A 20,551-nucleotide genomic window follows, 5' to 3' on the forward strand; every position below is an offset into this window, starting at 1 on the left:
GCGATGACCAGGGCCGCCGTCATGGCACCACCCACCCGGCCGGCCGGGACGCCCCGCGCGTCCCGGCCCGCCGGGCTGCGACCGCGCTGGCTCGTCGCCGGCCTGGTCGCGGTGCTGGTCGCCCTGGTCGCGGGGGTGTCGCTCGGCCCGGTCAGCCTGCCGCCGGGCAGCGTCGCGGCCGAGTTGCTCAACCTCATCCCCGGGGTACGCATCGACAGCGGGCTGACCGAGCGGGAGATCGCCATCGTCACCGAGCTGCGGCTGCCCCGGGTGGTGCTCGGTCTGCTGGTCGGCGGGCTGCTCGCCCTGGCCGGCGCCGCCTACCAGGGGGTCTTCCGCAACCCGCTGGCCGACCCGTACCTGCTCGGGGTGGCGGCCGGGGCCGGCCTGGCGGTCACCGCCGTGATCACCCTCGGGGTGGGTGCGGGCGGCGCGCTGACCGGGCTGCCGCCGACCATCCCGCTGGCCGCGTTCGTCGGCTCGATCGGCGCGGTGGCGATGACCTACCTGCTCGGCGCCGCCGGCGGCCGCGGCCGCTCCCCGGCCACCCTGATCCTGGCCGGGGTGGCCGTCTCCGCGTTCCTCTCCGCCGGGCAGACCTACCTGCTGCAACGCAACTCCGACAGCATCCAGCAGGTCTACGCCTGGTTGCTCGGCCGGCTGGCCACCGCCGGCTGGCACGACGTCCGGCTGGTCCTGCCGTACTTCCTGCTGACCGCCGTCGTGGTGCTGCTGCACCGCCGGGAACTCGACGTGCTCTCCGTCGGCGACGACGAGGCGACCAGCCTCGGGCTGCACCCGCAGCGCTCCCGCTACCTGCTGATCGCCGCCGCCTCGCTCGGCACCGCCGCCGCGGTCTCCGCCTCCGGCCTGATCGGCTTCGTCGGGATCATCGTGCCGCACACCGTACGGCTGCTCGCCGGGTCGAGCTACCGGGTGATCCTGCCGCTCTCGCTGCTCTTCGGCGGCGCCTTCCTGGCGCTGACCGACGTGGTGGCCCGGACCGCCGCCGCCCCCGCCGAGGTCCCGATCGGGGTGGTCACCGCGCTGCTCGGCGGCCCGTTCTTCGTGCTGGTGCTGCACACCACCCGGCGGATGGTCGGATGAGCGCCCCGGCCGTCGTGGTACGGGACCTGCGCGTCCGCCTGGGCGGCGCGCCGATCCTGGCCGGGGTCGACCTGACCGTCGCCGCCGGCGAGTGGGTCACCGTGATCGGCCCGAACGGCGCCGGGAAGTCCACCCTGCTGCGCGCCGTCGGCGGCCTGCTGCCCGCGCCGGGCGCCATCTCCCTCTTCGGTACGCCGAGCGAGTCGATGCGCCGCCGGGACCGGGCCCGGGTGGTGGCCACCGTGGCCCAGTCCCCGGTCGTGCCGCCCGGCATGCCGGTGCTGGACTACGTGCTGCTCGGCCGCACCCCCTACATCCCGCCGCTGGGCCGGGAGTCGGCCGCCGACCTGGCCGCCGCCCACGACGTGCTGGACCGGCTGGACCTCGCCGGCTTCCACGACCGGGAGCTGGCCACCCTCTCCGGCGGCGAGCGGCAGCGGGTCTTCCTGGCCCGGGCGCTGGCCCAGGGCGCCACCCTGCTGCTGCTCGACGAGCCGACCAGCGCGCTGGACATCGGCCACCAGCAGGAGGTGCTGGAGCTGGTCGACCAGCTGCGCCGGGCGCACGGCCTCACCGTCCTGGCCACCATGCACGACCTCTCCGTCGCCGGTGAGTACGCCGACCGGCTCGTGCTGCTCGCCGACGGCCGGGTGGTCGCCAACGGCACTCCCCGCGAGGTGCTCACCGAGCAACTCCTCGCCGAGCACTACCGGGCCAGCGTGCGGGTGGTCGACGGCGAGCACGGGCCGCTGGTGGTGCCGGTGCGGCCGGAGCCGCGGCCGGTCAGGGCGGAGTGGTCCCGAGGATCGAGAAGAACGCCCCCTGTGGATCGGTGAGCACGGCGAACCGGCCCCGCGTCAGATCCGTCGGCTGGACGGCGAGCGTCGCGCCCGTCCGCAGCGCCTCGGCGACGACCCGGTCGGTGTCGGTGACCGCGAAGTACACCATCCAGTGGGACGGCAGGTCACCCCAGTCATCGCCGATCATGGGCATCATCCCGGCGACGGGGCGACCGTCCAGCTGCCAGGTGGTGTAGGTGATCGGCCCCATCGGTTGGTCGTCCGCCGTCCAACCGAAGACCGACCCGTAGAACTCCTTCGCCCGGTCCGACTCCCGCGTGGTCAGCTCGGCCCAGGTCAGCGAGCCGGGTACGTCGAACACCTCGGCTCCCGGCATGCCCAGCGACTGCCACACCCCGAACGACGCCCCGGCCGGATCGGCGAAGAGCGCCGTCCGCCGGGAGCCGGTGACGTCGGACGGCTCGGTCAGGATCCGGCCGCCGGCGGCGGTCACCCGCCGGCCGGCCCCGGCGGCGTCGTCGGTCGCCAGGTAGGGCGTCCAGGCGGGCGGCCGTTGCGGGCCCGCCCCCGGTCCGGCACCGGCCACCGGTCTGCCCTGCTGATGGAAGACGAGGTGACCGTCGGCCGGGGGTTCCCGGTCCGCCTCGGCGACGGCCCAGCCGAACAGCGGCGCGTAGAAGCGGGTCGCGCCGGCGAGGTCGGTGGTGACCAGGTCGACCCAGGCGGGCGCCCCCGGTGGAATGTCCGTCATGGCTTCGGCTCGGCTTCCTCTGCTCGTGGGCGGTCCTGGGCGGGATGGCGGCCGCACCGCCGGCGGCCGTCAGCCGACATCGGGGCTGGCGAGGGTGATGACGTTGAAGAGGGCGCCCTGCGGGTCGCGGAGGGCGGCGAAGCGGCCGGCCGGGATGTCCTGGGGCGGGACCAGGATGGTGCCGCCCAGCTCGGCGGCACGGGCGGCCGCCGCGTCCGCGTCGGCCACCGCGAAGTACACCGACCAGTAGGCGGGCGAGTCCGCCGGAAAGTCGTCGCCGAGCGGCGGCATCATCCCCGCCACGATCTGCGCGCCGAGCCGCCAGCCGGTGTAGGTGACCGGTCCCATCGGCTGGTCGTCCGGGCGCCAGCCGAAGACCAGCTCGTAGAAGACCTTCGCGCCCTCCGGGTCGGGGGTGACCAGCTCGTTCCAGGCCATCGCGCCGGGGGTGTTGAACACCTCGGCACCGGGCATCGCCAGCGGCTGCCACACGCTGAAGGTGGCGCCGGCCGGGTCGGCGAAGACCGCCATCCGCCCCCGGTCGAAGACCTCGAACGGGGGCACCACCACCTGCCCGCCGGCCCGCTCGACGCGGCCGGCCACCAGGTCGGCGTCGTCGGTCGCCACGTACGTCGACCAGATCGGCACCTGCTCGGGGACGGCCGGGGGACCGGCGCCGGCCACCGCCCGGCCGCCGAGCAGGAAGACCGTGTAGCCGCCCGCCTCGGGCTCCGGAGCCACCCGGCCGGTCCAGCCGAACAGTTCCGGATAGAAGCGCCGCGCGTCGTCGAGGCCCGGGGTGGCCAGGTCGGCCCAGCAGGGCGTGCCCGGCGGGACGCTGCTCACGTCGACCCCTCTCGGCCCGGGGCGGCCACGGCCGGCACGCCCCTGCCGGCATCGTGGCACCGCCGCCGGGCCGTCCGGGGCGGAATCCGAGGAAAGGTCAGCTGAACCGGCGACCCTCGTCCCGCTTGTACGCCCAGCCGGCCAGGGTGGCGAGCAGCACCACCCAGACGCCGAGCATGACCATCGACAGCGGGTTCAGCGGGTAGTCGCCGACCGCCGTCCACATCAGCTCCACCGCGCCCCGGGTCGGCAGGTACGGCGCGATCGCCTCGATGAAGCCGGGCGCCTGGTCCGGGGCGGTGAGCAGGCCGCCGCCGAAGGCGAGCGGGAAGAAGACCACCTGCGCTACCACGATCGCCGCCTTGCTCGGCAGCGAGTAGCCGATGGCGAGCCCCATCAGCGTGGACGGCACCGACACCAGCGCGACGGTGACCAGGGCGAGCAGGAACGCCGGCGCGGTGATCCGCGCCTGCGTGAGCGTCGCGCCGATCACCACCACCGGCACCAGCGACAGGTAGGTGAGCGCGAGGCCGGCCAGCACCCGGCCGGCGAAGCGCGGCGCCGGCCCCGCCGGCAGGGTCCGGGTGTACGGGTTCCACGGCTGGTCGCGGTCCTCCGCCACGCCGACGCCGTACTGGAAGATGTTGGCGCTCATCACCGAGAAGGTGACCATCGAGGCGGTCGCGAAGGTGGCCGCGACCGGGTCCTTCCCGGCGAACGGCACCACGAAGAAGAGCATCGCGGCGGCCGGGAAGAACGCGCTGCCGAACACCGCCACCGGGATCCGGACGATCTCCAGCAGCTGGTAGCGGGCGTGGATCAGGGCGAGCTGCACTCCGGTCGCCTCCTCAGACGGTGGTGGTCGGTCGGGCGGCGACGGGCCGGCCGTCCGCGGTCGGCGGCTCGCCCTCGGCCGTCGCCCCGTCCCCGGTCGCGGTGATGGCGAGGAACGCCTCCTCCAGCGAGGTGGGCCGGACCTCCAGCTCTTCGAAGGCCACCCCGGTCGTGACCAGGTCCCGCACCAGCTGGTCGGCGTCGGTGGTGAGCAGGTGGGTGCGCCCGTCGACCCGTTCGGTGCGGACCACGCCGGGCAGCGCGGGCAGCGCGTCGGCGACCAGGCTCACCCGGCGTACGCCCACGATGCCGCGTACCGCCGCCACCGTGTCGTCGGCGAGCACCCGGCCGTGCCCGATCACCACCACCCGGCGGGCCAGCGCCTCGACCTCCTCCAGGTAGTGGCTGGAGAGCAGGACCGTGCCGCCGCCGTCGTGGAACGCCCGGACGGCGTCCCAGAGGGTGTGCCGGGCCTCCACGTCCAGGCCGGTGGTCGGCTCGTCGAGCAGTACCAGCCGGGGCCGGCCGACGAAGGCGAGCGCCACCGCGAGCCGGCGCCGCTGCCCGCCGGAGAGGCCACCGGTCTGCCGCCGGGCCAGCCCACTGAGGCCGAAGCGGTCGAGCAGCTCGCCGCGGGGGACCGGGTCGGGGTAGTGGGCGGAGACGAAGTCGACCACCTCGCCGACGCGCAGCGTGCCGGGCAGGCCGGTCTCCTGCGGGGTGACCCCGATCCGCTGCCGGCTGGCCGGGTCGCGCGGGTCGCCGCCGAAGAGCTCGACCCGGCCGGCGGTGGGCCGGCGCAGCCCGACCAGCAGGTTCATCAGAGTGCTCTTGCCGGCGCCGTTCGGGCCGAGCAGGCCGACCAGCTCACCGGCTTGCACGTCGAGGTCGACCCGGTCCAGCGCGAGGACGTCGCCGTAGCGGCGGCTGGCCTGGACGGCGCGGGCGAGGATCATGGCGGCTCCCTGGCGGCACCGATGGCGGTCGGGTACGGCTCAGGTGTACTCCGTCCCCGCAACCGCCGACCACCGGGCTGCCCGCCGGTGCCGGTGCCGTCGAGCCCGTCGGGCGACCGGCTGACCCCGGCCGGGGCTGACCGGCTCGCCCGCCGGGGCTCAGCCCAGCTCGGCGGGGAGCGGCGCGGCGTGCAGCACCGACAGCCGGGACACCGCCCGGGTGAGCACCACGTAGAGCCGGTGCAGGCCGCGCGGTTCGGCGGCCACGATCGCCGCCGGTTCGACGACGACGACGTGGTCGTACTCCAGGCCCTTGACCAGGGTGGCCGGCACCACGGTGACCCGCGCCCCGGCCGCCGGGTCGTCGGCCGTCGCGGTCTCGACCCCGGCGGCGGCCAGCGCCGCGCGGAGCCCGTCGACCGCGTGGTCCGCGGCGATCACCGCGATCGACCCCTCGTGCGCGAGCGCCGCGCGCACCTCGGCGACCGTCGCCGCGGCCAGGTCGCCGACGGTACGCACGTCCAGCGCACCGTCGCGGCGCAGCGACTCCGCCGGCGGCACGTCGACGGCAAGCGCCGGCAGCAGCCGGTTGGCGAACGCGACCACGGCGGCGGGCACCCGGAAGCCGACCGTCAGCGGGACCACGGTGGCGTCCGGCTTGCCCAGGTGGGCGAGGGACTCGCGCCAGTCGGTGGCGGCCCACGGCGCGGTGCCCTGGGCCAGGTCGCCGAGGAGGGTGATCGACCCGTGCTCGCTGCGCCGGGCGATCACCCGGCACTGCATCGGGGAGAGGTCCTGCGCCTCGTCGACCACCACGTGCCCGAAGCCGGTCGGGCGTTCGATCAGCCCGGCCGCCTCGTCGACGAGCACCGCGTCGGCGGCGGTCCACTTGGTGGCCTTGGCGGTGCGCGGCGGCTTCGTCCAGGTCAGCAGCGCCTGCTCGGCGGGGGTGAGCAGGCCGTCGGCCACCGCGGCCAGCCGCGCCGGGTCGGCGAACAGGGAGTGCACCAGCCCGTCCGGGGTGAGCGCCGGCCAGACCGCGTCGAGGAAGTCGACCACCGGCCGGCACCGGCCCGTCCGGCGCAGCCAGGCGTCGCTCGGCGACTCGGCCCGCCGCGCCTCGGCCTGCCGTTGCAGCAGGCTGACCACCCGGGCCCGGACCCGCTCCCGGCCGACCGCGTGCGGCAGGCCCTCCCGGCGGGTCTCCTGGACCACCCGGTGCAGCGGCTCCAGGCCGATCCGCCAGCGGAACGAGCCGTCGGAAACGGTGATCGGCCCGGTCGGCTCGCCGATGTGCGCGTGCGCCGCCCGGCGGAGCACCTCGGCCATCCGTACGTCGTGCTTGACGATCGCGGCCGCCGGGTCGTCGACCGCCCGCACCGGCACCCGGTCGACCAGGTCCTCCACGGTGGCCTGCGCGACCTCGACCTCGCCGAGCGCCGGCAGCACCGCCGCGATGTACGACAGGAAGGCCCGGTTCGGCCCGACGATCAGCACGCCGGCCCGGCGCAGCCGTTCCCGGTGCAGGTAGAGCAGGTACGCGGCCCGGTGCAGGCCGACCGCGGTCTTCCCGGTGCCCGGCGCGCCCTGGACGCAGATCGAGTCGGTCAGCTCCGCCCGGACCAGTTCGTCCTGCTCGGGCTGGATGGTGGCCACGATGTCGCGCATCGGCCCGACCCGGGGCCGCTCGATCTCGGCGGTCAGGATCCGGCTGGCCATGCCGAGCTCCTCGCCCCGGTCCAGGTGCTCGTCCTCGAAGCTGGTCAGCACGCCGTTGTTGAAGCCGAACCGGCGGCGGACCGCCAGGCCCTGCGGGTCCCGCGCGCTGGCCCGGTAGAACGCCCGGGAGACCGGGGCCCGCCAGTCCAGCACCAGCGGCTCGCCCCGCTCGTCGGTGACGTGCCGCCGACCCACGTGGTACCGCCGCCCGGCGTGGTCGAGATCCACCTGCCCACCGGCCGTCGCCGGGTCGGCGCCGCCGGCGAAGTCGAGGCGGCCGAAGAAGAGCGGGGTGGTCGGGTCGTCGGCGAGTTCGGCGACCCGGCGGGCCAGGGTGCGGCCCAGCGTTTCGGCCGCGTACGCGTCGCCGGCCACCTGGTCGCCGCTGGCGAAGAGGGCCTCGGCGCGTTCCCGCATCCGCCGCAGGGCGGCCCGGGAGGTGGCGAGGTGCTCACGCTCCGCGGCCAGGTCGGTGTCGAGGTCGAGGTCAAGTGCGGTCACGCTGATTTCCCTCGGGTCATCTGCTGATCGCTCGCGTGTCCGGTAGGCGGATGGGCCGGCCTCCGGCGCGGGACGTCCGATGCGGTGTCCACCCACCCTGGCCGTCAAGCGGCCTGCCAGCTTACGCGCAAGCACCCGGCCGTTCCACCGAATAACGCGCCGACTCTGACCGGCGGCGACGCGGGCTGATCCCGGAGCTGAGGTGGGCATGCCACCGGACCCACCCACGATCGGCCGGGGACCTCCGGCGACCTTCCGGCCGAGGCGCTCGCCGCCGACCCGATCGTGAACCATTTCCCAAATCCGGCGGAGCCGGGGGCGCAGGTCGCGTACCGACTCGAGTTCTCGGACCTCAACCAGGTCGAACTCTCTCTAGCGCCGGTGGTGCCTGGGGATCAGCCTCCGGTCCCCCGGGCCCGAAATCGACGCGGGGTACTCCCGGCACGCATCGCGCTGCACGATCGACATGACGATTCGGGCACTGCCTCCTGGGCTTCGCGCCCGGTCAGGGTCTTCGGTGCAGCAGGTTGCGGCGCGGACGCCGGTCGGGGTCGAGCCAGGCGGGTGGGAGGAACTCGGGCCGGCCGTCGGGTGCGAGCCGTACCGTCCATTCGCCCTGGTGGACGAGGCGGTGGTGGTGGCCGCAGAGCAGGACGGCGTTGGCGAGGGTGGTGGGGCCGCCGTCAGCCCAGTGCTGGATGTGGTGGCCGTCGCATCAGCGTGGTGGGCGGTCGCAGCCGGGGAAGGCGCAGCCGCCGTCGCGGAGGGCGAGCGCGCGGCGGAGCGGGCCGGTGATGAGGCGGCGTTGGCGGCCGAGGTCGAGGAGTTGGCTGTCGCCACCGAGCACGGCGGGCAGGACGGCGGCGTCGCAGGCGAGCCGGCGCACCGTGCCGGGGGTCAGGCGCAGGCCGCTGTCGAGGGTGCCGGCGCCGAGGCGGTTGCGTAGCGGGTCGAGGGGCACCGTGACGACGAGCTGGGGCCGGTCGCCGCCGTGGGCGGGCAGGGCGCCGGTGCGCAGGGCGAGGCGGCAGACCTCGGCGAGGGCATCGGCGCGGCGCTGGCCGGGGGTTCGGTCGTCGTGCGGGCCGGTCGGGGCGGTGAGCGGGTCGATGGCGGCGCGCAGCACGGCGGCGGTCTCGGCGTCGAGGGCGCCGGTGAGGCGTACCTGCCCGTCGGGCTGGGCGGCGAGGGTGAGATGGCGGCGGGCCTCGACCCGCGCGGTGGCTCGGTCCAGCGCGGCCAGCTCAGACCGATCGGCGAGGTCGGGAGCGACGTGGGCGAGCACCCGCTCGCCGAGCCGCCGCAGAATCACCGGCTCGAACCGGCCGGCCCAGTCGACCAACAGGTGTGCCGCCTTGTCGGCCACCTCCGCGCCCGCCTCGACCGGTAACGCGACGACCGCCTGCGCCACCACCGCGCCCTGCTCCACCGTCACCGCACCCGCGCGCATGGCCTCCTGCAGCACCGCCGGAGCGGCGTCGACCGTGGCAGCCAGTTCGACCAGGCGGCGGGCCGAGCGGCCCGAGATGCGCAGCCGCTTCCGCAACCACACCGCGGTCGTCGACGCACCCTCGCCGACGGCCAGACCGCGACCGTCGAGCTCCCGCACCAGGCCCAACTTCACCGCCGCCAGCCGCTGCTCAAGCACGTGCACCCCGTCGAGCGACGCCCTCACCTCGGCGTCGGACAGCGCCCACGGCGACGCGTCGGCACACCTGTCGACCACCTCGCCGACCTGCGCCAACGTCGCCATCACGACCGAATGCTAGAACACCCGTACGACAACTTCGGGTGGCGGTGAACCCGTTCCGGCGGCACCACCGCGGCGGGCCGCCTTCTACTCCGGCGTCTTCGTCTTCACGGGCGCCGATGATCAGATGGGGCGGAGGCTCGCTCGCTCCGGGCCGACCGATGAGTCGACCGGCCCGTACCGCAGGTCGACGACGTCGCGTCGTTGCTGGCTGAGGCTCCAGTCGGAGACCTCGGCCAGGTCGACGGTGAGCCGGAGGGTGCCGGTCTCACCGGCCGGCAGTTCCGCGAGCACCTCGCCGCGCGGTGAGATGACCATGCTCGGGCAGTGTTGGCGCGGGTCGGCGAGGTTCACCGCGAACACGAAACGCTGGTTCTCGGCGGCACGGCTGATCAGGTGACTGCGCCAGACGCCCGCGGCGGCCTCGGGGCTGGCGGCGTTGGTCAGGAAGACGAAAGCGGCGGCGCCGGAGCGGGCCAGGTGCTGCCACTGCTCGGGGTAGCGGATCTCCCGGCAGATCTGCACGCCGACCAGCAGGTCACCCCAGGGCTGGGACACCCGCCGGGTGGGCAGCTCGGCTCCGGCCCGGAGCACCCCGCGCTCCTTCACCGCCAGGTTTATCTTGCGGTACGCCCACCGCTCGCCGGACGGGGTGAAGTGCAGGGCCACGTTCCACCAGGCGCCGTCCTCGGGCAGCAGTGATCCGCAGAAGAGGTGGACGCCCCGGTGCCGGGCCAGTTCGGCAACCGTCTCGACGGCCCCGGCGAGGCGCGCCCGGTCGAGCGTGGCGAGCGGTGCCAGATCCGGGGCGTACCCGGAGAGGGCGCCCTCGGGCAGCAGCACGAGGTCGTTGGGCCGGGCGTGGCCCACCACCTGCTCGATCGAGGCGAGATTCGCGTCGATGTCCCAGCCGGTCGGGACCTGGCCGATGGTCACGGTCGTCTTCATGTCACCGTCCTCCCGGCCCGGCCGGTCGTGGCTCGTCGCGGCACCAGGGTGCGTGGGGCGGTGGTGCGGCGCCGGGGTGGGCCGGGATCATGGTGGGATGACCGAGCCGCGTGCCGAGCGTAGCCGCGTGACGATCAGCGATCCGCGGGTGATGCGGGCGCTGGCCCACCCGGCCCGACTCGCGATCACCGAACACCTCAGCGGGCTGGAGGGCGGGGCGACCGCCACCGAGTGCGCGGAGATTGTCGGCCTCTCCCCGAGCGCCACCAGTTACCACCTGCGGGAACTCGCCAAGGCGGGGCTGGTGGAGCAGGCGCCGAGCCGGGGCGACGCCCGGGAGCGGGTGTGGCGGACGGTCAGCCAGAGCTGGACCGTCGACGCCGGCCGGGCCACCGAGCCGGAGGCGCAGGCCGCCGAGCGTGCGCTGGTGGAGGCGTGGCTGGCCCGGGACGTGGAGCGCAGCCGGGACTGGTTGCGGCGCGCGCCCGACGAGCCGCCCGAGTGGTACGCGGCGAGCCGGCTCTCCGACACCCAACTGCTGCTGACCGCCGCCGAGATGAGCGCGCTGAACGAGGCGGTGGACCGCCTGCTGGAGCCGTACCGCAAGCGGTCCCGGGTGGATCCGCCGGCCGCGGCCCGCACGGTCTCGGTGCAGTTGAAGGTGTTGCCGCAGGACTGAAAGGGGTTGAGCCGATCGGGTGTGAAGGACTATTTTCGAAGTATGTCTTTCACGCCTGTCCGGTCGCGCTGGCCCGACGTCTGGCTCGCCACCGCCGCCCGGGGCATCTCCAGCTGCGGGGACTTCCTCGCCGCCAGCGCGCTCACCCTGGCCCTGCAGTCCGCCGGGGCCGGCGGGCTCGCCGTGTCCGGGTTGCTGCTGGCGGCGACCCTGCCGCTGGTGGCGCTCGCGCCGCTGACCGGGCGGCTCGCCGACCGGGTGGACAGCCGCACCATCCTGGTGACCGCCGGGGTGGCCCAGGCCGGCATCTGCCTCGCGCTCGCCTACGCCGGGCACCCGGTGCTGGTCATCGTGCTGGTGGCGCTGCTCGCGTCCGGCCTGGCCGTCACCCAGCCGGTCCTCGCGGCGCTGGTGCCGGCGATGGTCCGCGCCGGGGACCTGCCCCGGGCCAGCGCGCTCAACCAGTCGGCCGGCACGCTCGGCGCGCTCGCCGGACCGGCCCTGGCCGGGCTGCTGGTGGGCGAGTTCGGGCCGCGCCTGCCGCTGCTCGTGGACGCCGGCAGCTACCTCGCGCTGGTGGTGGCCGGGCTGCTGATCCGTACCCGTCGTGGCGGCCGGCGGCACCCGGAGCCGGCGCTGGCCGGCGGCGCGGTGACGGCGCCCGGCTGGCGGCTGCGGCAGGACAAGCTGCTGGTCGCGATGGTGGCCAGCGTCGCGGGCGTGGTCGGCGCGGTGGGCGCGATCAACGTGGTCGAGGTCTTCTTCATCCGCGAGACGCTCGGCAGCTCGACCACCATGTACGGCCTGGTGACCGGTGCCTGGACGCTCGGCATCCTGGTCGGCGGGTGGCTGTTCGCCCGGGTGGTGCGGCGGCTCGACCGGGACGGCGCGCTGGTCGGGGCCGGCCTGGCGCTGCTCGGCGGCTGCTGCCTGATGGTGCTGGTCTCGGCCGCGGTGCCGGCCGCCCTGCTGCTCGTGCCGATCTGGCTGGTCGGCGGCGTCCTCAACGGCGGCAACAACGTCTTCGACAACGTGCTGCTGGCCCGCCGGGTGCCGGAGGCGGCCCGGGGACGTGCCTTCGCCGCCTTCGGGGCGTCGGTGCAGGGCGCGGCGATGGTCGGCTTCCTGGCCGGCGGCCTGCTCCTGGAGGTCGCCGCACCCCGGCCGCTGGTGGCCGGCTGCGGGGTGGCCGGGCTGCTGGTGGTCGCCGCCATCGCGCTGCCCCTACGCCGGGCGCTCCGCGCGGCGGCTCCGCCGGCCGATCCGCAAGCGACCGGCGCAGGGCCCGCGCCGACCGGCGCGGGGACGGCCGGCGGGACCTTGGTTGGTACGGCGGCGGGCGGGGCGGATGCGGGGTTGGCCACTCCGGCGCCGACCCGCTGAGCTCCGGCCGGCGGGCCGGGATACGGTCGGGCCATGGTCGAGCATGTCGCGCGCCCCCGCGTCGGGCATATCCAGTTCCTGAACTGCCTGCCCATCTACTGGGGTCTGATGCGCTCCGGCGCGCTGATCGACGTCGACCTGCACAAGGACTCGCCGGACCGGTTGAGCGCCGCGCTGGTCGCCGGCGACCTGGACATCGGCCCGATCTCGCACGTCGAGTACCTGCGGCACGCCGACGACCTGCTGCTCCTGCCGGACCTGGCGGTGGGCAGCGACGGCCCGGTGCTCTCGGTGAACATCGTCTCCACCCGGCCGCTGGCCGAGCTGGACGGGGCCCGGGTCGCGCTCGGCTCGACCTCGCGGACCGGGGTGCTCCTGGCCCAGCTGCTGCTCGGCGAGCGGTACGGCGTCCGGCCGGAGTACTTCCGCTGCCCGCCGGACCTGACCCAGATGCTGCTGGAGGCCGACGCCGCGGTGCTGATCGGCGACGTGGCGCTGCGGGCACTCTACGAGGCGCCGAAGCGCGGGCTCGAGGTCACCGACCTCGGGCAGGCCTGGCGGGAGTGGACCGGGCTGCCGATGGTCTTCGCCGTCTGGGCGGTCCGCCGGGACTTCGCCGCCGCCCACCCGGGGCTGGTCAAGGAGGTGCACGAGGCGTTCCTGCGCTCGCGCGACCTCTGCCTGGCCGAGCTGGACCAGGTGGCCGAGGCGGGCGCCCGCTGGGAGACGTTCGACGCGGAGACGCTGGCCTCGTACTTCCGGGCGCTGGACTTCTCGCTCGGCGAGCGCCAGGTGGCCGGCCTGCGCGAGTTCGCCCGCCGGGCCGCGGCTCTCGGCGCGACCCCGGCCCTCCCCGCCGGCGGCCCCGCCTTCTTCTCAAGCTGACAGCTCAGGTCCGACGCGGCCCTCCGCTTCAGCTGGACGCCACGCATCTCTGGTAGCTCGGTAGGGTGCGTGCATGACGTTGGGTAGATCGGTCTCAATGCCGCTATTCGCGCTCGTGGCTGGCGTCGCGTTCGCTGCCGCCGTCGGCGGGGTGGTCACTCACGTCCTGCGCGGCGATGCTTCAGCCGCAACAGTCGTCCGAGGCACCGTGGTCGGAGTGAACGTGGCGGGAACGGCGATCGTCTTCCGTGAAGGTTCGGGCAGTACGTCCGGCGATGGCCGAAGCTACGACTTGCGGTCGCCAATCTGGATAGACCGCGACGGCGACATGCACGAAAGCGGGCACCCTGAGTGTGTGGAGCCGGGATCCAGCCGGCACCGACCAGCCGAACTTGGCCTCATCCACGTCGATGGCGCGCGGATCGGGGCGGGCGTTTTCCCCCATATCGTGTGGATCCGCTGCCTCGACTGACGGACGTCGATAAAAATTTCGAGGATGTAGGGGCAGGTCACGTCGACTTCTTCACCGTCTGTCACAAGTGCGGGGCAGCACGGAGCGGATGGCATCGTTACAGTCACATGCATCGTTGTCGCCAACTATCGCGATGCGGTTGGCATTCGTTCCGTAGACGGGGAGGAACATGTCTGAGCACGTCCATGCCTATGAAAGGGAGCGCCCAATCCGGCGCTCGCTCACGTTGGCGATTAGCGCCACGATCGTAGCCTCGGCATTGGTCGGATTCGGCAGTCCAGCGACTGCCGGGGCTCCGAAGGATGGCGACGTCAGAATCACCAAGTTCGACAGCAGTTCCTTGCTGGCCGCCCACAAGGACGCGAGCGCCGTGCAACGGTCGCGGACCAGCATCAACGACCGCGCGACGACGAGGATCAAGGAGCATCTGACGGAAGCGGCACGCGCCGGCCGTCTCGTGGACGAGCGGGCCGTCCACACCAGTTCCGTTCCGGATCCCTATGCCCCGGGTGCCGACATCACTCTGGTGTGGGATGGGCACAAGGCTCCGGAGAGCATGACCTACGCGCAGAAGGACTTCGGCGCGGAAGGAACCGCGGCGGCCGTCGGCATCCAGTACGGCGGGGGTGACTCCGCCCAGCTGCCGAGAGCGCGGAAATCGCAGCCGAAGGGCAGTTCCGGCTACGGTGCGGGCTTCGACGTGAAGAACATGTACAAGGAGGACAACGGGTGCACCACCACCTGGTTCGTCCCGGTGTACGCGCATGACCGCGACCACAAGATTGTCTCGTGCTATGAGGTCTGGGCGCAGGACAAGACGGTCCACTTCATCTACAACCGTTGGGCGTTGTGGACCCCTGCGCCCCTGAAGTTCGGTGGGAATGTCTACACCAACGACTTCTACGTTGCGGCCCGTCCCTGGAAGGGGCACGAATACAAGCTGGTCCGCCTGAACGATTGGGCGCCACGCTCGCCGAGCCGGGTCTGTGACAGCAACCAGAACTACACCCTCGGCGGTGGTTACGGCGGCGTGACCGGCAGCGTCACCTTCCCCATCAACGTCTGCCAGGACTACTGGCTGGACATCAACTCGAGCACTCGAAAGATCGGCATCGACTTCGACGGTAGCCGGACGGGTCAGATGTACATGGATGTCGCCGGCGACTACGACGCCGTCAACGCAACGGTGTTGCCGATCTGGGCAGACTACAACTGGGTCGAGGTCAGGCCGGGCTGCACCCAGGCGTGTACCACCGAGTACTGGGTGGCCAAGGACAGCGGCTGGTGAAGCGAGCCCACCCGACGGCCGGTGCTACCGGGAGGGCGTCGCGGTTCATCCGCGGCGCTCTCCGCCGCCCGGTCCTGACGACCGCCGTATGCCTGGCGCTGGCTGCCGCGGCCACGTTCATCGTGGTCCGGTCTGAAAGCAGTCCGGACGAACTGACTTCGGCAGCGAGCAGCGAGACGGCCGCGCCGCCGCTGGCGAAGACCTGTCAGGCGCGGCCCACGCGGGAGCCCTGCCGGGACATCACCATCGGCGGTCGAACCTGGCGGTACGCGCTGCTGGAGGCGCAGACCAAGACCACTGAGACCGTCGTCGTGGACTTCGGCGGACCAGGCCAGTCCGCACTGTCAGGCAGCGTGGGCCTGGCTGACTTCCGTGCCGCGTTCCCGGATCTGTCCAACCGTTTCAACCTCCTGGTGGTCGAGGAGCCTTGGGTCACCGAGGATCTGCCGGACGGGTGTGATGAAGCCCTGACCGCCTATTACCGCGCGCTGCGGGATTCAGTAGGAATCGACGACCGTGGGGCCGGGCTGGCGCGAGCGTGCGACATTGCTGGCGTGGGCCATCACTGGGGCTTCACTCCGGACACGTATCGCAGCCTGGTGAACGGAATACGACAACGAGATGGGCTGGATCTTCGGGGTTTCGTTGGCCGATCGTGGGCGTCTGCACGGCTGGGATATCTCGGTGCCGACGCAGTGGATTTCGCCGTTCTGGTAAGGCCCTACCCGGTTGGTGCGGATGTCACCCGCCTGGTGACTGAGCGTTTGCGACGAATCGGTGAGAGGAACCTTCCGTCGGCTCCGTTGGAGGCCGCGAGCATCGAGACGCGGTCACTGCCGGTAACCGAATTCGACCGGCGATCCGCCCTGGTCGAGTTGGGGTACGTGGATGACCGGTACTTCGCCGAGAACGTAGCGGCTGTGCGCCAGGGCACGGACAGGGAGGGGATTGGCACTCTGTCCGACCGGCTATGGGGGAGGTACGGGGTGGATTCGCTGTCGCCGGCAATTCTTGCTCAATTGCAGGAAATCTGTCCGGAGACCGGCGCGCTACCGGAACCGGGGCCGGCGACGGCCACGGTGGGAGGAGTTATCGCGGCCAGCTTTGCGCCGTGTCGTTCGATTGCGCCCAGGGATGCAGAACCCACCACCGCGCGCAGGACATGCATTGTGACCTCGCCCTCCGATTCAGTGGTGCCGGACACGCTCGTCAGGGCGGCGTTCGGACGGTCGAAGACGGTCCGGGAGGTGGTCGTGCGATCGCGATCTCACGGGTCCTTCGAAGGCCTCACGTCCTGCCTCAAGTCCGTCGATAAGTGATTGCGGGCAGTAAGGCGCGATAGCGGCCCCTGCGACCCACTGGGCCGCAACGAGTCGGTTGGTCGGCCGCATGCTGTGGCGACGATGGTGGCAGAAACGGAAATGCTCAATGGCGACGTTGCGTGACTGCAGGTACAGAGAGTCGCCCTCTGATCGCCGAGGCGAAAGCCTGCGACACTCGACATGAGATTGGAAACGAAATGATGAGACGAGTTTTCAGCGGCCTGGTGGTCGGTCTGTTCGGAGCTGCGGCGTCGATTGTGCTGTCGGCCGGGCCCGCGCAGGCGGCGACCTGCTACGGGGGAGCTGTGAGCTGGAAGACCGGAGCGTTTGGCCTGAGTAGCACGGCCACATTCGGGCCGTACTACACCAGTTCGCGCTGCGCGGACATCAACCTGCGCGTCACCAGCGCACCTGACGCCGACGTCCATTCGGCCTGCGTGCGGTGGGGGTCGCCGACCGCGCCGTGCAACTACAACACCATCGTGGCTGGCGGGTCGTGGCGGGTGATCGCGACGAACGTCAAGGACGGGACGAAGTTCTACTTCTCGATCTTCAACGGCAACGGCGGCAGCCCCGTTTCGGGGTTGGTCGCCTACTGACAGCGATCGTCAGCGGTGGTTGCCGGGCAGAGGTCGCTGGACCTTCACCCGGCGACCACCGCTCGATTACGTGGTGGACCGGAGGAGAGCTGTCGTGATCTTCTGGCAGTTCTTCATGCCGTAGTCGTAGCCCATGCCGATCGGGTAGCGGACCATCACGCCCATCGTCCAGGTGTCGCCGATGGCCAGGCAGTTGATGTGCATCTCCTGCTCTTTGGTCCGGTCGATCCACCCGTTCTTGATGGCGATGGACTTCCGCTCGGCGGCCGGGAACGCCTTGCGGATGCCGAAGTCACCGGCGCCGCGGACCTGCCGCATCTCGCTGAGCAGCCACTTGGTCCACTTCGGCCCGGCCGCCCGCCCGTCGGCGATGCAGTTGCCCAGCCGGGCGGTGTCCCGCGGCGACAGCTTGGTACGGCTCCAGCCGCCGTCGCTGGCCACGCTGCTGTCGGTCAGCTCGCACATCGAGAGCAGCCGCTTGATCGAGGCGGACCCGCCGATGGCGTTGTAGAACTGCTGCGCCCGGGTGTTGTCGCTGTCCCGGATGATCTTCGTGGCGTCGGCCAGCTTGGCGTCGCTCGGGGTCTGGCCCTTCTCGTCGGCCCGGCGCAGGTAGTCGGCGACGATCCAGGACTTGATCATCGAGGCGGTGGTGCTGGTCTCGTCCATGTTGTCCGAGCCGATGATCTCGCCGGTGCGCCGGTCCAGCACGCTCCAGGCGTACCAGCCCTCGATGTCCAGGTCGAGGTCCTTGGCCTCGAACGGCAGCGGCTCCAGCGTCTCGCTGGGGCTGGGCGTGGGCGACGGCCGCGAGCTGCGGTCGGTGGGCGTACCGGTGGAGCGATCGCCGGAGCCGCCGCCTTCGCCCCACCGGGCGGCGGCCCGGGACTCGAACGGCGAGCCGGGGAGCAGCCGCAGGGACACCAGCACCAGGCCGATCAGGATCACTGCGACGGCGATCAGCCTCAGTGGTGAGGCGTCCCGACGCTCGCCCCGGCGGCCGGCCATCAGAGCTTTCCGACCGGCTGCTGCGGCACCTTCAGCGCGGCGCCGGGCTGCGGGGTCACCAACTGGCTGGCGACGCTGGCGCAGACCTGCGCGCCGTACTTCAGCCCGCTCTTCACGGGGTAGCGCAGGAGCACGGCGAGGCTCCACCGGTCGGTCACCGCGAGGCAGCTGACGTGCCAGTTGCCGTCGTAGCTCAGCGGGGTCCAGCCGTTCTTCATGCTCACCGGACCCTGGCTGGTGATCGACTTGGGCAGGCCGTCGATGATCCCCCAGCGGCCGCCGCCGGACTTGGCCTTCTGGTCCTTCGCGGCGGTGGTGCCCCGGACCTTGCTCATCTCGTCCAGCACCCACTTGGTCCACTTCGGCCCGGCCGCCTTGCCGTCGGCGATGCAGTCACCGAGACGGACCGCGTCCCGCGGGGACATCCGGGTGAAGCTCCAGTAGCCCTCGTAGCCGGCGACGTCGCCACGCTTGGTGTCCGTCAAGCCGCAGATGCTGATCGCTCGCTTGATCACCGGGTTCGGCTGGCCGTCCGCGGACTTCCGGTAGGAGCCGCCCGCGGCGTAGTAGACCTTGTTCGCCGCGTCGTCGTTGCTGTCCCGGATCGCCACGCTGGCGGCCTTCTTCATCTCCGACGACGGCTCCTTGTCGCCGAGTTGGCGCAGGTAGTCGGAGACGATCCAGGCTTTGATCATCGACTCGGTGGAGCTGGTCGAGGCCATGTTCTTCGAGCCGGAGATCTTGCCGGTCTCCCGGTCCATCAGGGCCCACGAGAAGAACTCGCCCTTGAAGGTCACCGCGACCGGTCCCGCCGCGAGGGTCGGCGGGGGCGGTGGCGTCGGTTCGGGTGCCGCGACGCTGCCCGCGCCGCCTCCGCCGCCCCCGGCGTCGCCGTCACCGGCGAGCCGCGCGTACGCGGCGGGGACGAGCAGGACGCCACCGAGGAGGACCGCCACGAGGGCGAGCACCATGGTCACGCGGGATCGCATGAGTGGGTGAGCTCCAGATGTCAGGGCCGGGGGGAACCGGCTTGTTGCCCGGACGGATCGGCGGACGGCCGAGGCCGGGGGGACGGCCTCGCTGGCTGACGATCGTCGGCAGCCGATCGGTGTGACGGCGAAAGTCTACGTCCGGATCGGCGACGCGCCAGAACCCCACACCTGGCAACTTGCCATGAAGACGGGATATCAGACCGGTATGCGTTTTCTGGGGGGATTCATCTTTGCCGCGTGACCCAAGTCATAGTTTGAACCTCCACGGGGAGCGGTCGGCCGGTGACGAAGGGTGCCGGCAGAATCCTGTTACACCCTCTGGTTTCTTGAGTCGACAGCTGTAACACTTGACCTCATGTATGGCAACGACTTCCCCGCCGAGGACGCGCCCGGCGGCGGTGGCCTGCTCGGCGAGGTCGAGGCGGCCGAGGCGGCGCTGCGGGAGGCCGCCGAGCGCGGGCGCCGTGGCGGGCCCGCCCCCGACGAGGACCTGGCGGCGTACTTCGCCGCGGTCGTCGACGCCGACCAGAAGATCGAGCCACGCGACTGGATGCCCGAGGCGTACCGGAAGACGCTGATCCGGCAGATCGCCCAGCACGCCCACTCCGAGATCATCGGCATGCAGCCGGAGGGGAACTGGATCAGCCGGGCGCCGTCGCTCAAGCGCAAGGCGATCCTGCTCGCCAAGGTGCAGGACGAGGCCGGCCACGGCCTCTACCTCTACGCCGCCGCCGAGACCCTCGGGGCGAGCCGGGACGAGTTGGTCGAGCTGCTGCTGGACGGCCGGCAGAAGTACAGCTCGATCTTCAACTACCCGACCCTCACCTGGGCCGACGTCGGCGCCATCGGCTGGCTGGTGGACGGCGCGGCGATCGTCAACCAGGTGCCGCTGTGCCGCTGCTCCTACGGCCCGTACGCCCGGGCGATGATCCGGGTCTGCAAGGAGGAGTCGTTCCACCAGCGGCAGGGCTACGAGATCCTGCACACCCTGGCACACGGCACCCCGGCGCAGAAGGCGATGGCCCAGGACGCCGTCGACCGCTGGTGGTACCCGTCGCTGGCGATGTTCGGCCCGCCGGACACCGACTCCACCCACTCGGCGCAGTCCATGGCCTGGAAGATCAAGCGCTTCTCCAACGACGAGCTGCGCCAGCGCTTCGTCGACATGTGCGTGCAGCAGGCCGAGGTCCTCGGCCTGACCATCCCCGACCCGGACCTGCGCTGGAACGACGAGCGGCAGGCGTACGACTTCACCCAGCCGGACTACGCCGAGCTGATGCGGGTGATCTCCGGCGACGGGCCGTGCAACCGGGAGCGGATGGCGCACCGGCGGGCCGCGCACCGCGAGGGCGCGTGGGTCCGCGAGGCCGCCGCGGCGTACGCCGCCAAGCGCGCACAGCAGCAGAAGGAGAAGGTGGCCGCGTGAGCAAGGAACAAGCACCGCTCTGGGAGGTGTTCGTCCGGGCCCGGCGCGGGCTGTCCCACACCCACGTCGGCAGCCTGCACGCGCCCGACGCCGAGCTGGCCCTGCGCAACGCCCGGGACCTCTACACCCGCCGTCAGGAGGGGGTGTCGATCTGGGTGGTCCCGGCCGCCGCGATCACCGCGTCCAGCCCGGACGAGAAGGACGCCTTCTTCGACCCGGCCGCGGACAAGGTCTACCGCCACCCCACCTTCTACGAGGTGCCGGACGGGGTGGCCCACCTGTGAG

The 20,551-nt window shown here is 72.4% G+C and carries 21 protein-coding genes; 11 read left to right on the forward strand and 10 right to left on the reverse strand.

What is annotated here, in order from left to right:
- Nucleotides 1-21 precede the first annotated feature (21 nt).
- Nucleotides 22-1,107 (forward strand): FecCD family ABC transporter permease, encoded by a 1,086-nt coding sequence (locus tag AC1WTP_RS23180; RefSeq protein ID WP_481651376.1) that lies wholly within the window; start codon nucleotides 22-24, stop codon nucleotides 1,105-1,107.
- Nucleotides 1,104-1,943, forward strand: a complete 840-nt coding sequence (locus AC1WTP_RS23185; RefSeq protein ID WP_481651377.1) for an ABC transporter ATP-binding protein — start codon at nucleotides 1,104-1,106, stop codon at nucleotides 1,941-1,943. The genes AC1WTP_RS23180 and AC1WTP_RS23185 overlap by 4 nt, the downstream gene beginning before the upstream one ends.
- Here AC1WTP_RS23185 and AC1WTP_RS23190 read toward each other — a convergent pair.
- The 8 genes from AC1WTP_RS23190 to AC1WTP_RS23225 form a co-directional block, all read right to left on the reverse strand.
- Nucleotides 1,891-2,658 carry a VOC family protein gene (locus AC1WTP_RS23190; RefSeq protein WP_481651378.1) on the reverse strand — a complete coding sequence of 256 codons (768 nt, stop codon included), beginning with the start codon at nucleotides 2,656-2,658 and terminating at the stop codon, nucleotides 1,891-1,893. The two genes, AC1WTP_RS23185 and AC1WTP_RS23190, sit on opposite strands and share 53 nt — an antisense overlap.
- A 69-nt stretch (nucleotides 2,659-2,727) precedes the next feature.
- Nucleotides 2,728-3,504 carry a VOC family protein gene (locus tag AC1WTP_RS23195; RefSeq protein ID WP_481651379.1) on the reverse strand — a complete coding sequence of 259 codons (777 nt, stop codon included), beginning with the start codon at nucleotides 3,502-3,504 and terminating at the stop codon, nucleotides 2,728-2,730.
- Between the two features lie 97 nt (nucleotides 3,505-3,601).
- Nucleotides 3,602-4,339 (reverse strand): ABC transporter permease, encoded by a 738-nt coding sequence (locus tag AC1WTP_RS23200; protein WP_481651380.1) that lies wholly within the window; start codon nucleotides 4,337-4,339, stop codon nucleotides 3,602-3,604.
- 13 nt (nucleotides 4,340-4,352) lie between these two features.
- Complete coding sequence (locus tag AC1WTP_RS23205; RefSeq protein ID WP_481651381.1) at nucleotides 4,353-5,294, reverse strand: ABC transporter ATP-binding protein; 942 nt, start codon at nucleotides 5,292-5,294, stop codon at nucleotides 4,353-4,355.
- A 159-nt stretch (nucleotides 5,295-5,453) separates the two neighbouring features.
- Nucleotides 5,454-7,514, reverse strand: coding sequence for a HelD family protein (locus tag AC1WTP_RS23210; protein WP_481651382.1), 2,061 nt, complete (start codon nucleotides 7,512-7,514; stop codon nucleotides 5,454-5,456).
- A gap of 505 nt (nucleotides 7,515-8,019) precedes the next feature.
- Nucleotides 8,020-8,214: an HNH endonuclease signature motif containing protein gene (locus AC1WTP_RS23215; RefSeq protein ID WP_481651433.1), complete on the reverse strand. Its 195-nt coding sequence runs from the start codon at nucleotides 8,212-8,214 to the stop codon at nucleotides 8,020-8,022.
- Nucleotides 8,215-8,229: 15 nt separating this feature from the next.
- Nucleotides 8,230-9,267, reverse strand: coding sequence for a DUF222 domain-containing protein (locus AC1WTP_RS23220; protein WP_481651434.1), 1,038 nt, complete (start codon nucleotides 9,265-9,267; stop codon nucleotides 8,230-8,232).
- A gap of 120 nt (nucleotides 9,268-9,387) precedes the next feature.
- On the reverse strand, nucleotides 9,388-10,212 hold the full coding sequence (locus AC1WTP_RS23225; protein WP_481651383.1) for a carbon-nitrogen hydrolase family protein: 825 nt from the start codon (nucleotides 10,210-10,212) through the stop codon (nucleotides 9,388-9,390).
- 97 nt (nucleotides 10,213-10,309) lie between these two features.
- On the opposite strand from AC1WTP_RS23225, the gene AC1WTP_RS23230 reads away from it, so the two are divergent.
- The 7 genes from AC1WTP_RS23230 (at nucleotide 10,310) to AC1WTP_RS23260 (ending at nucleotide 16,840) form a co-directional block, all read left to right on the forward strand.
- Nucleotides 10,310-10,891, forward strand: a complete 582-nt coding sequence (locus AC1WTP_RS23230) for a helix-turn-helix domain-containing protein (RefSeq protein WP_481651384.1) — start codon at nucleotides 10,310-10,312, stop codon at nucleotides 10,889-10,891.
- 42 nt (nucleotides 10,892-10,933) lie between these two features.
- Entirely contained in the window at nucleotides 10,934-12,274 is a 1,341-nt protein-coding gene (locus tag AC1WTP_RS23235) for an MFS transporter (RefSeq protein ID WP_481651385.1), read from the forward strand.
- A 33-nt stretch (nucleotides 12,275-12,307) separates the two neighbouring features.
- Entirely contained in the window at nucleotides 12,308-13,159 is an 852-nt protein-coding gene (locus AC1WTP_RS23240) for a menaquinone biosynthetic enzyme MqnA/MqnD family protein (protein WP_481651386.1), read from the forward strand.
- A gap of 97 nt (nucleotides 13,160-13,256) precedes the next feature.
- Nucleotides 13,257-13,631, forward strand: coding sequence for a hypothetical protein (locus AC1WTP_RS23245; protein ID WP_481651387.1), 375 nt, complete (start codon nucleotides 13,257-13,259; stop codon nucleotides 13,629-13,631).
- A 169-nt stretch (nucleotides 13,632-13,800) separates the two neighbouring features.
- Nucleotides 13,801-14,919, forward strand: coding sequence for a hypothetical protein (locus AC1WTP_RS23250; RefSeq protein WP_481651388.1), 1,119 nt, complete (start codon nucleotides 13,801-13,803; stop codon nucleotides 14,917-14,919).
- Nucleotides 14,916-16,238 (forward strand): hypothetical protein, encoded by a 1,323-nt coding sequence (locus tag AC1WTP_RS23255; protein WP_481651389.1) that lies wholly within the window; start codon nucleotides 14,916-14,918, stop codon nucleotides 16,236-16,238. The genes AC1WTP_RS23250 and AC1WTP_RS23255 overlap by 4 nt, the downstream gene beginning before the upstream one ends.
- 227 nt (nucleotides 16,239-16,465) lie before the next feature.
- Complete coding sequence (locus AC1WTP_RS23260; RefSeq protein WP_481651390.1) at nucleotides 16,466-16,840, forward strand: hypothetical protein; 375 nt, start codon at nucleotides 16,466-16,468, stop codon at nucleotides 16,838-16,840.
- Nucleotides 16,841-16,906: 66 nt separating this feature from the next.
- On the opposite strand, the gene AC1WTP_RS23265 is transcribed toward AC1WTP_RS23260, so the two are convergent.
- Nucleotides 16,907-17,848, reverse strand: a complete 942-nt coding sequence (locus tag AC1WTP_RS23265) for a serine hydrolase (protein WP_481651391.1) — start codon at nucleotides 17,846-17,848, stop codon at nucleotides 16,907-16,909.
- Nucleotides 17,848-18,837, reverse strand: a complete 990-nt coding sequence (locus AC1WTP_RS23270) for a hypothetical protein (protein ID WP_481651392.1) — start codon at nucleotides 18,835-18,837, stop codon at nucleotides 17,848-17,850. The genes AC1WTP_RS23265 and AC1WTP_RS23270 overlap by 1 nt, the downstream gene beginning before the upstream one ends.
- A gap of 358 nt (nucleotides 18,838-19,195) precedes the next feature.
- On the opposite strand from AC1WTP_RS23270, the gene paaA reads away from it, so the two are divergent.
- A complete protein-coding gene (gene paaA, locus AC1WTP_RS23275; protein WP_481651393.1) occupies nucleotides 19,196-20,266 on the forward strand; it encodes a 1,2-phenylacetyl-CoA epoxidase subunit PaaA in 1,071 nt (356 codons plus the stop codon).
- Complete coding sequence (gene paaB, locus AC1WTP_RS23280) at nucleotides 20,263-20,550, forward strand: 1,2-phenylacetyl-CoA epoxidase subunit PaaB (RefSeq protein WP_088997011.1); 288 nt, start codon at nucleotides 20,263-20,265, stop codon at nucleotides 20,548-20,550. Before paaA ends, paaB begins: the two co-directional genes overlap by 4 nt.
- Nucleotide 20,551 lies beyond the last annotated feature (1 nt).

It is taken from the genome of Micromonospora sp. R311, assembly GCF_056780015.1.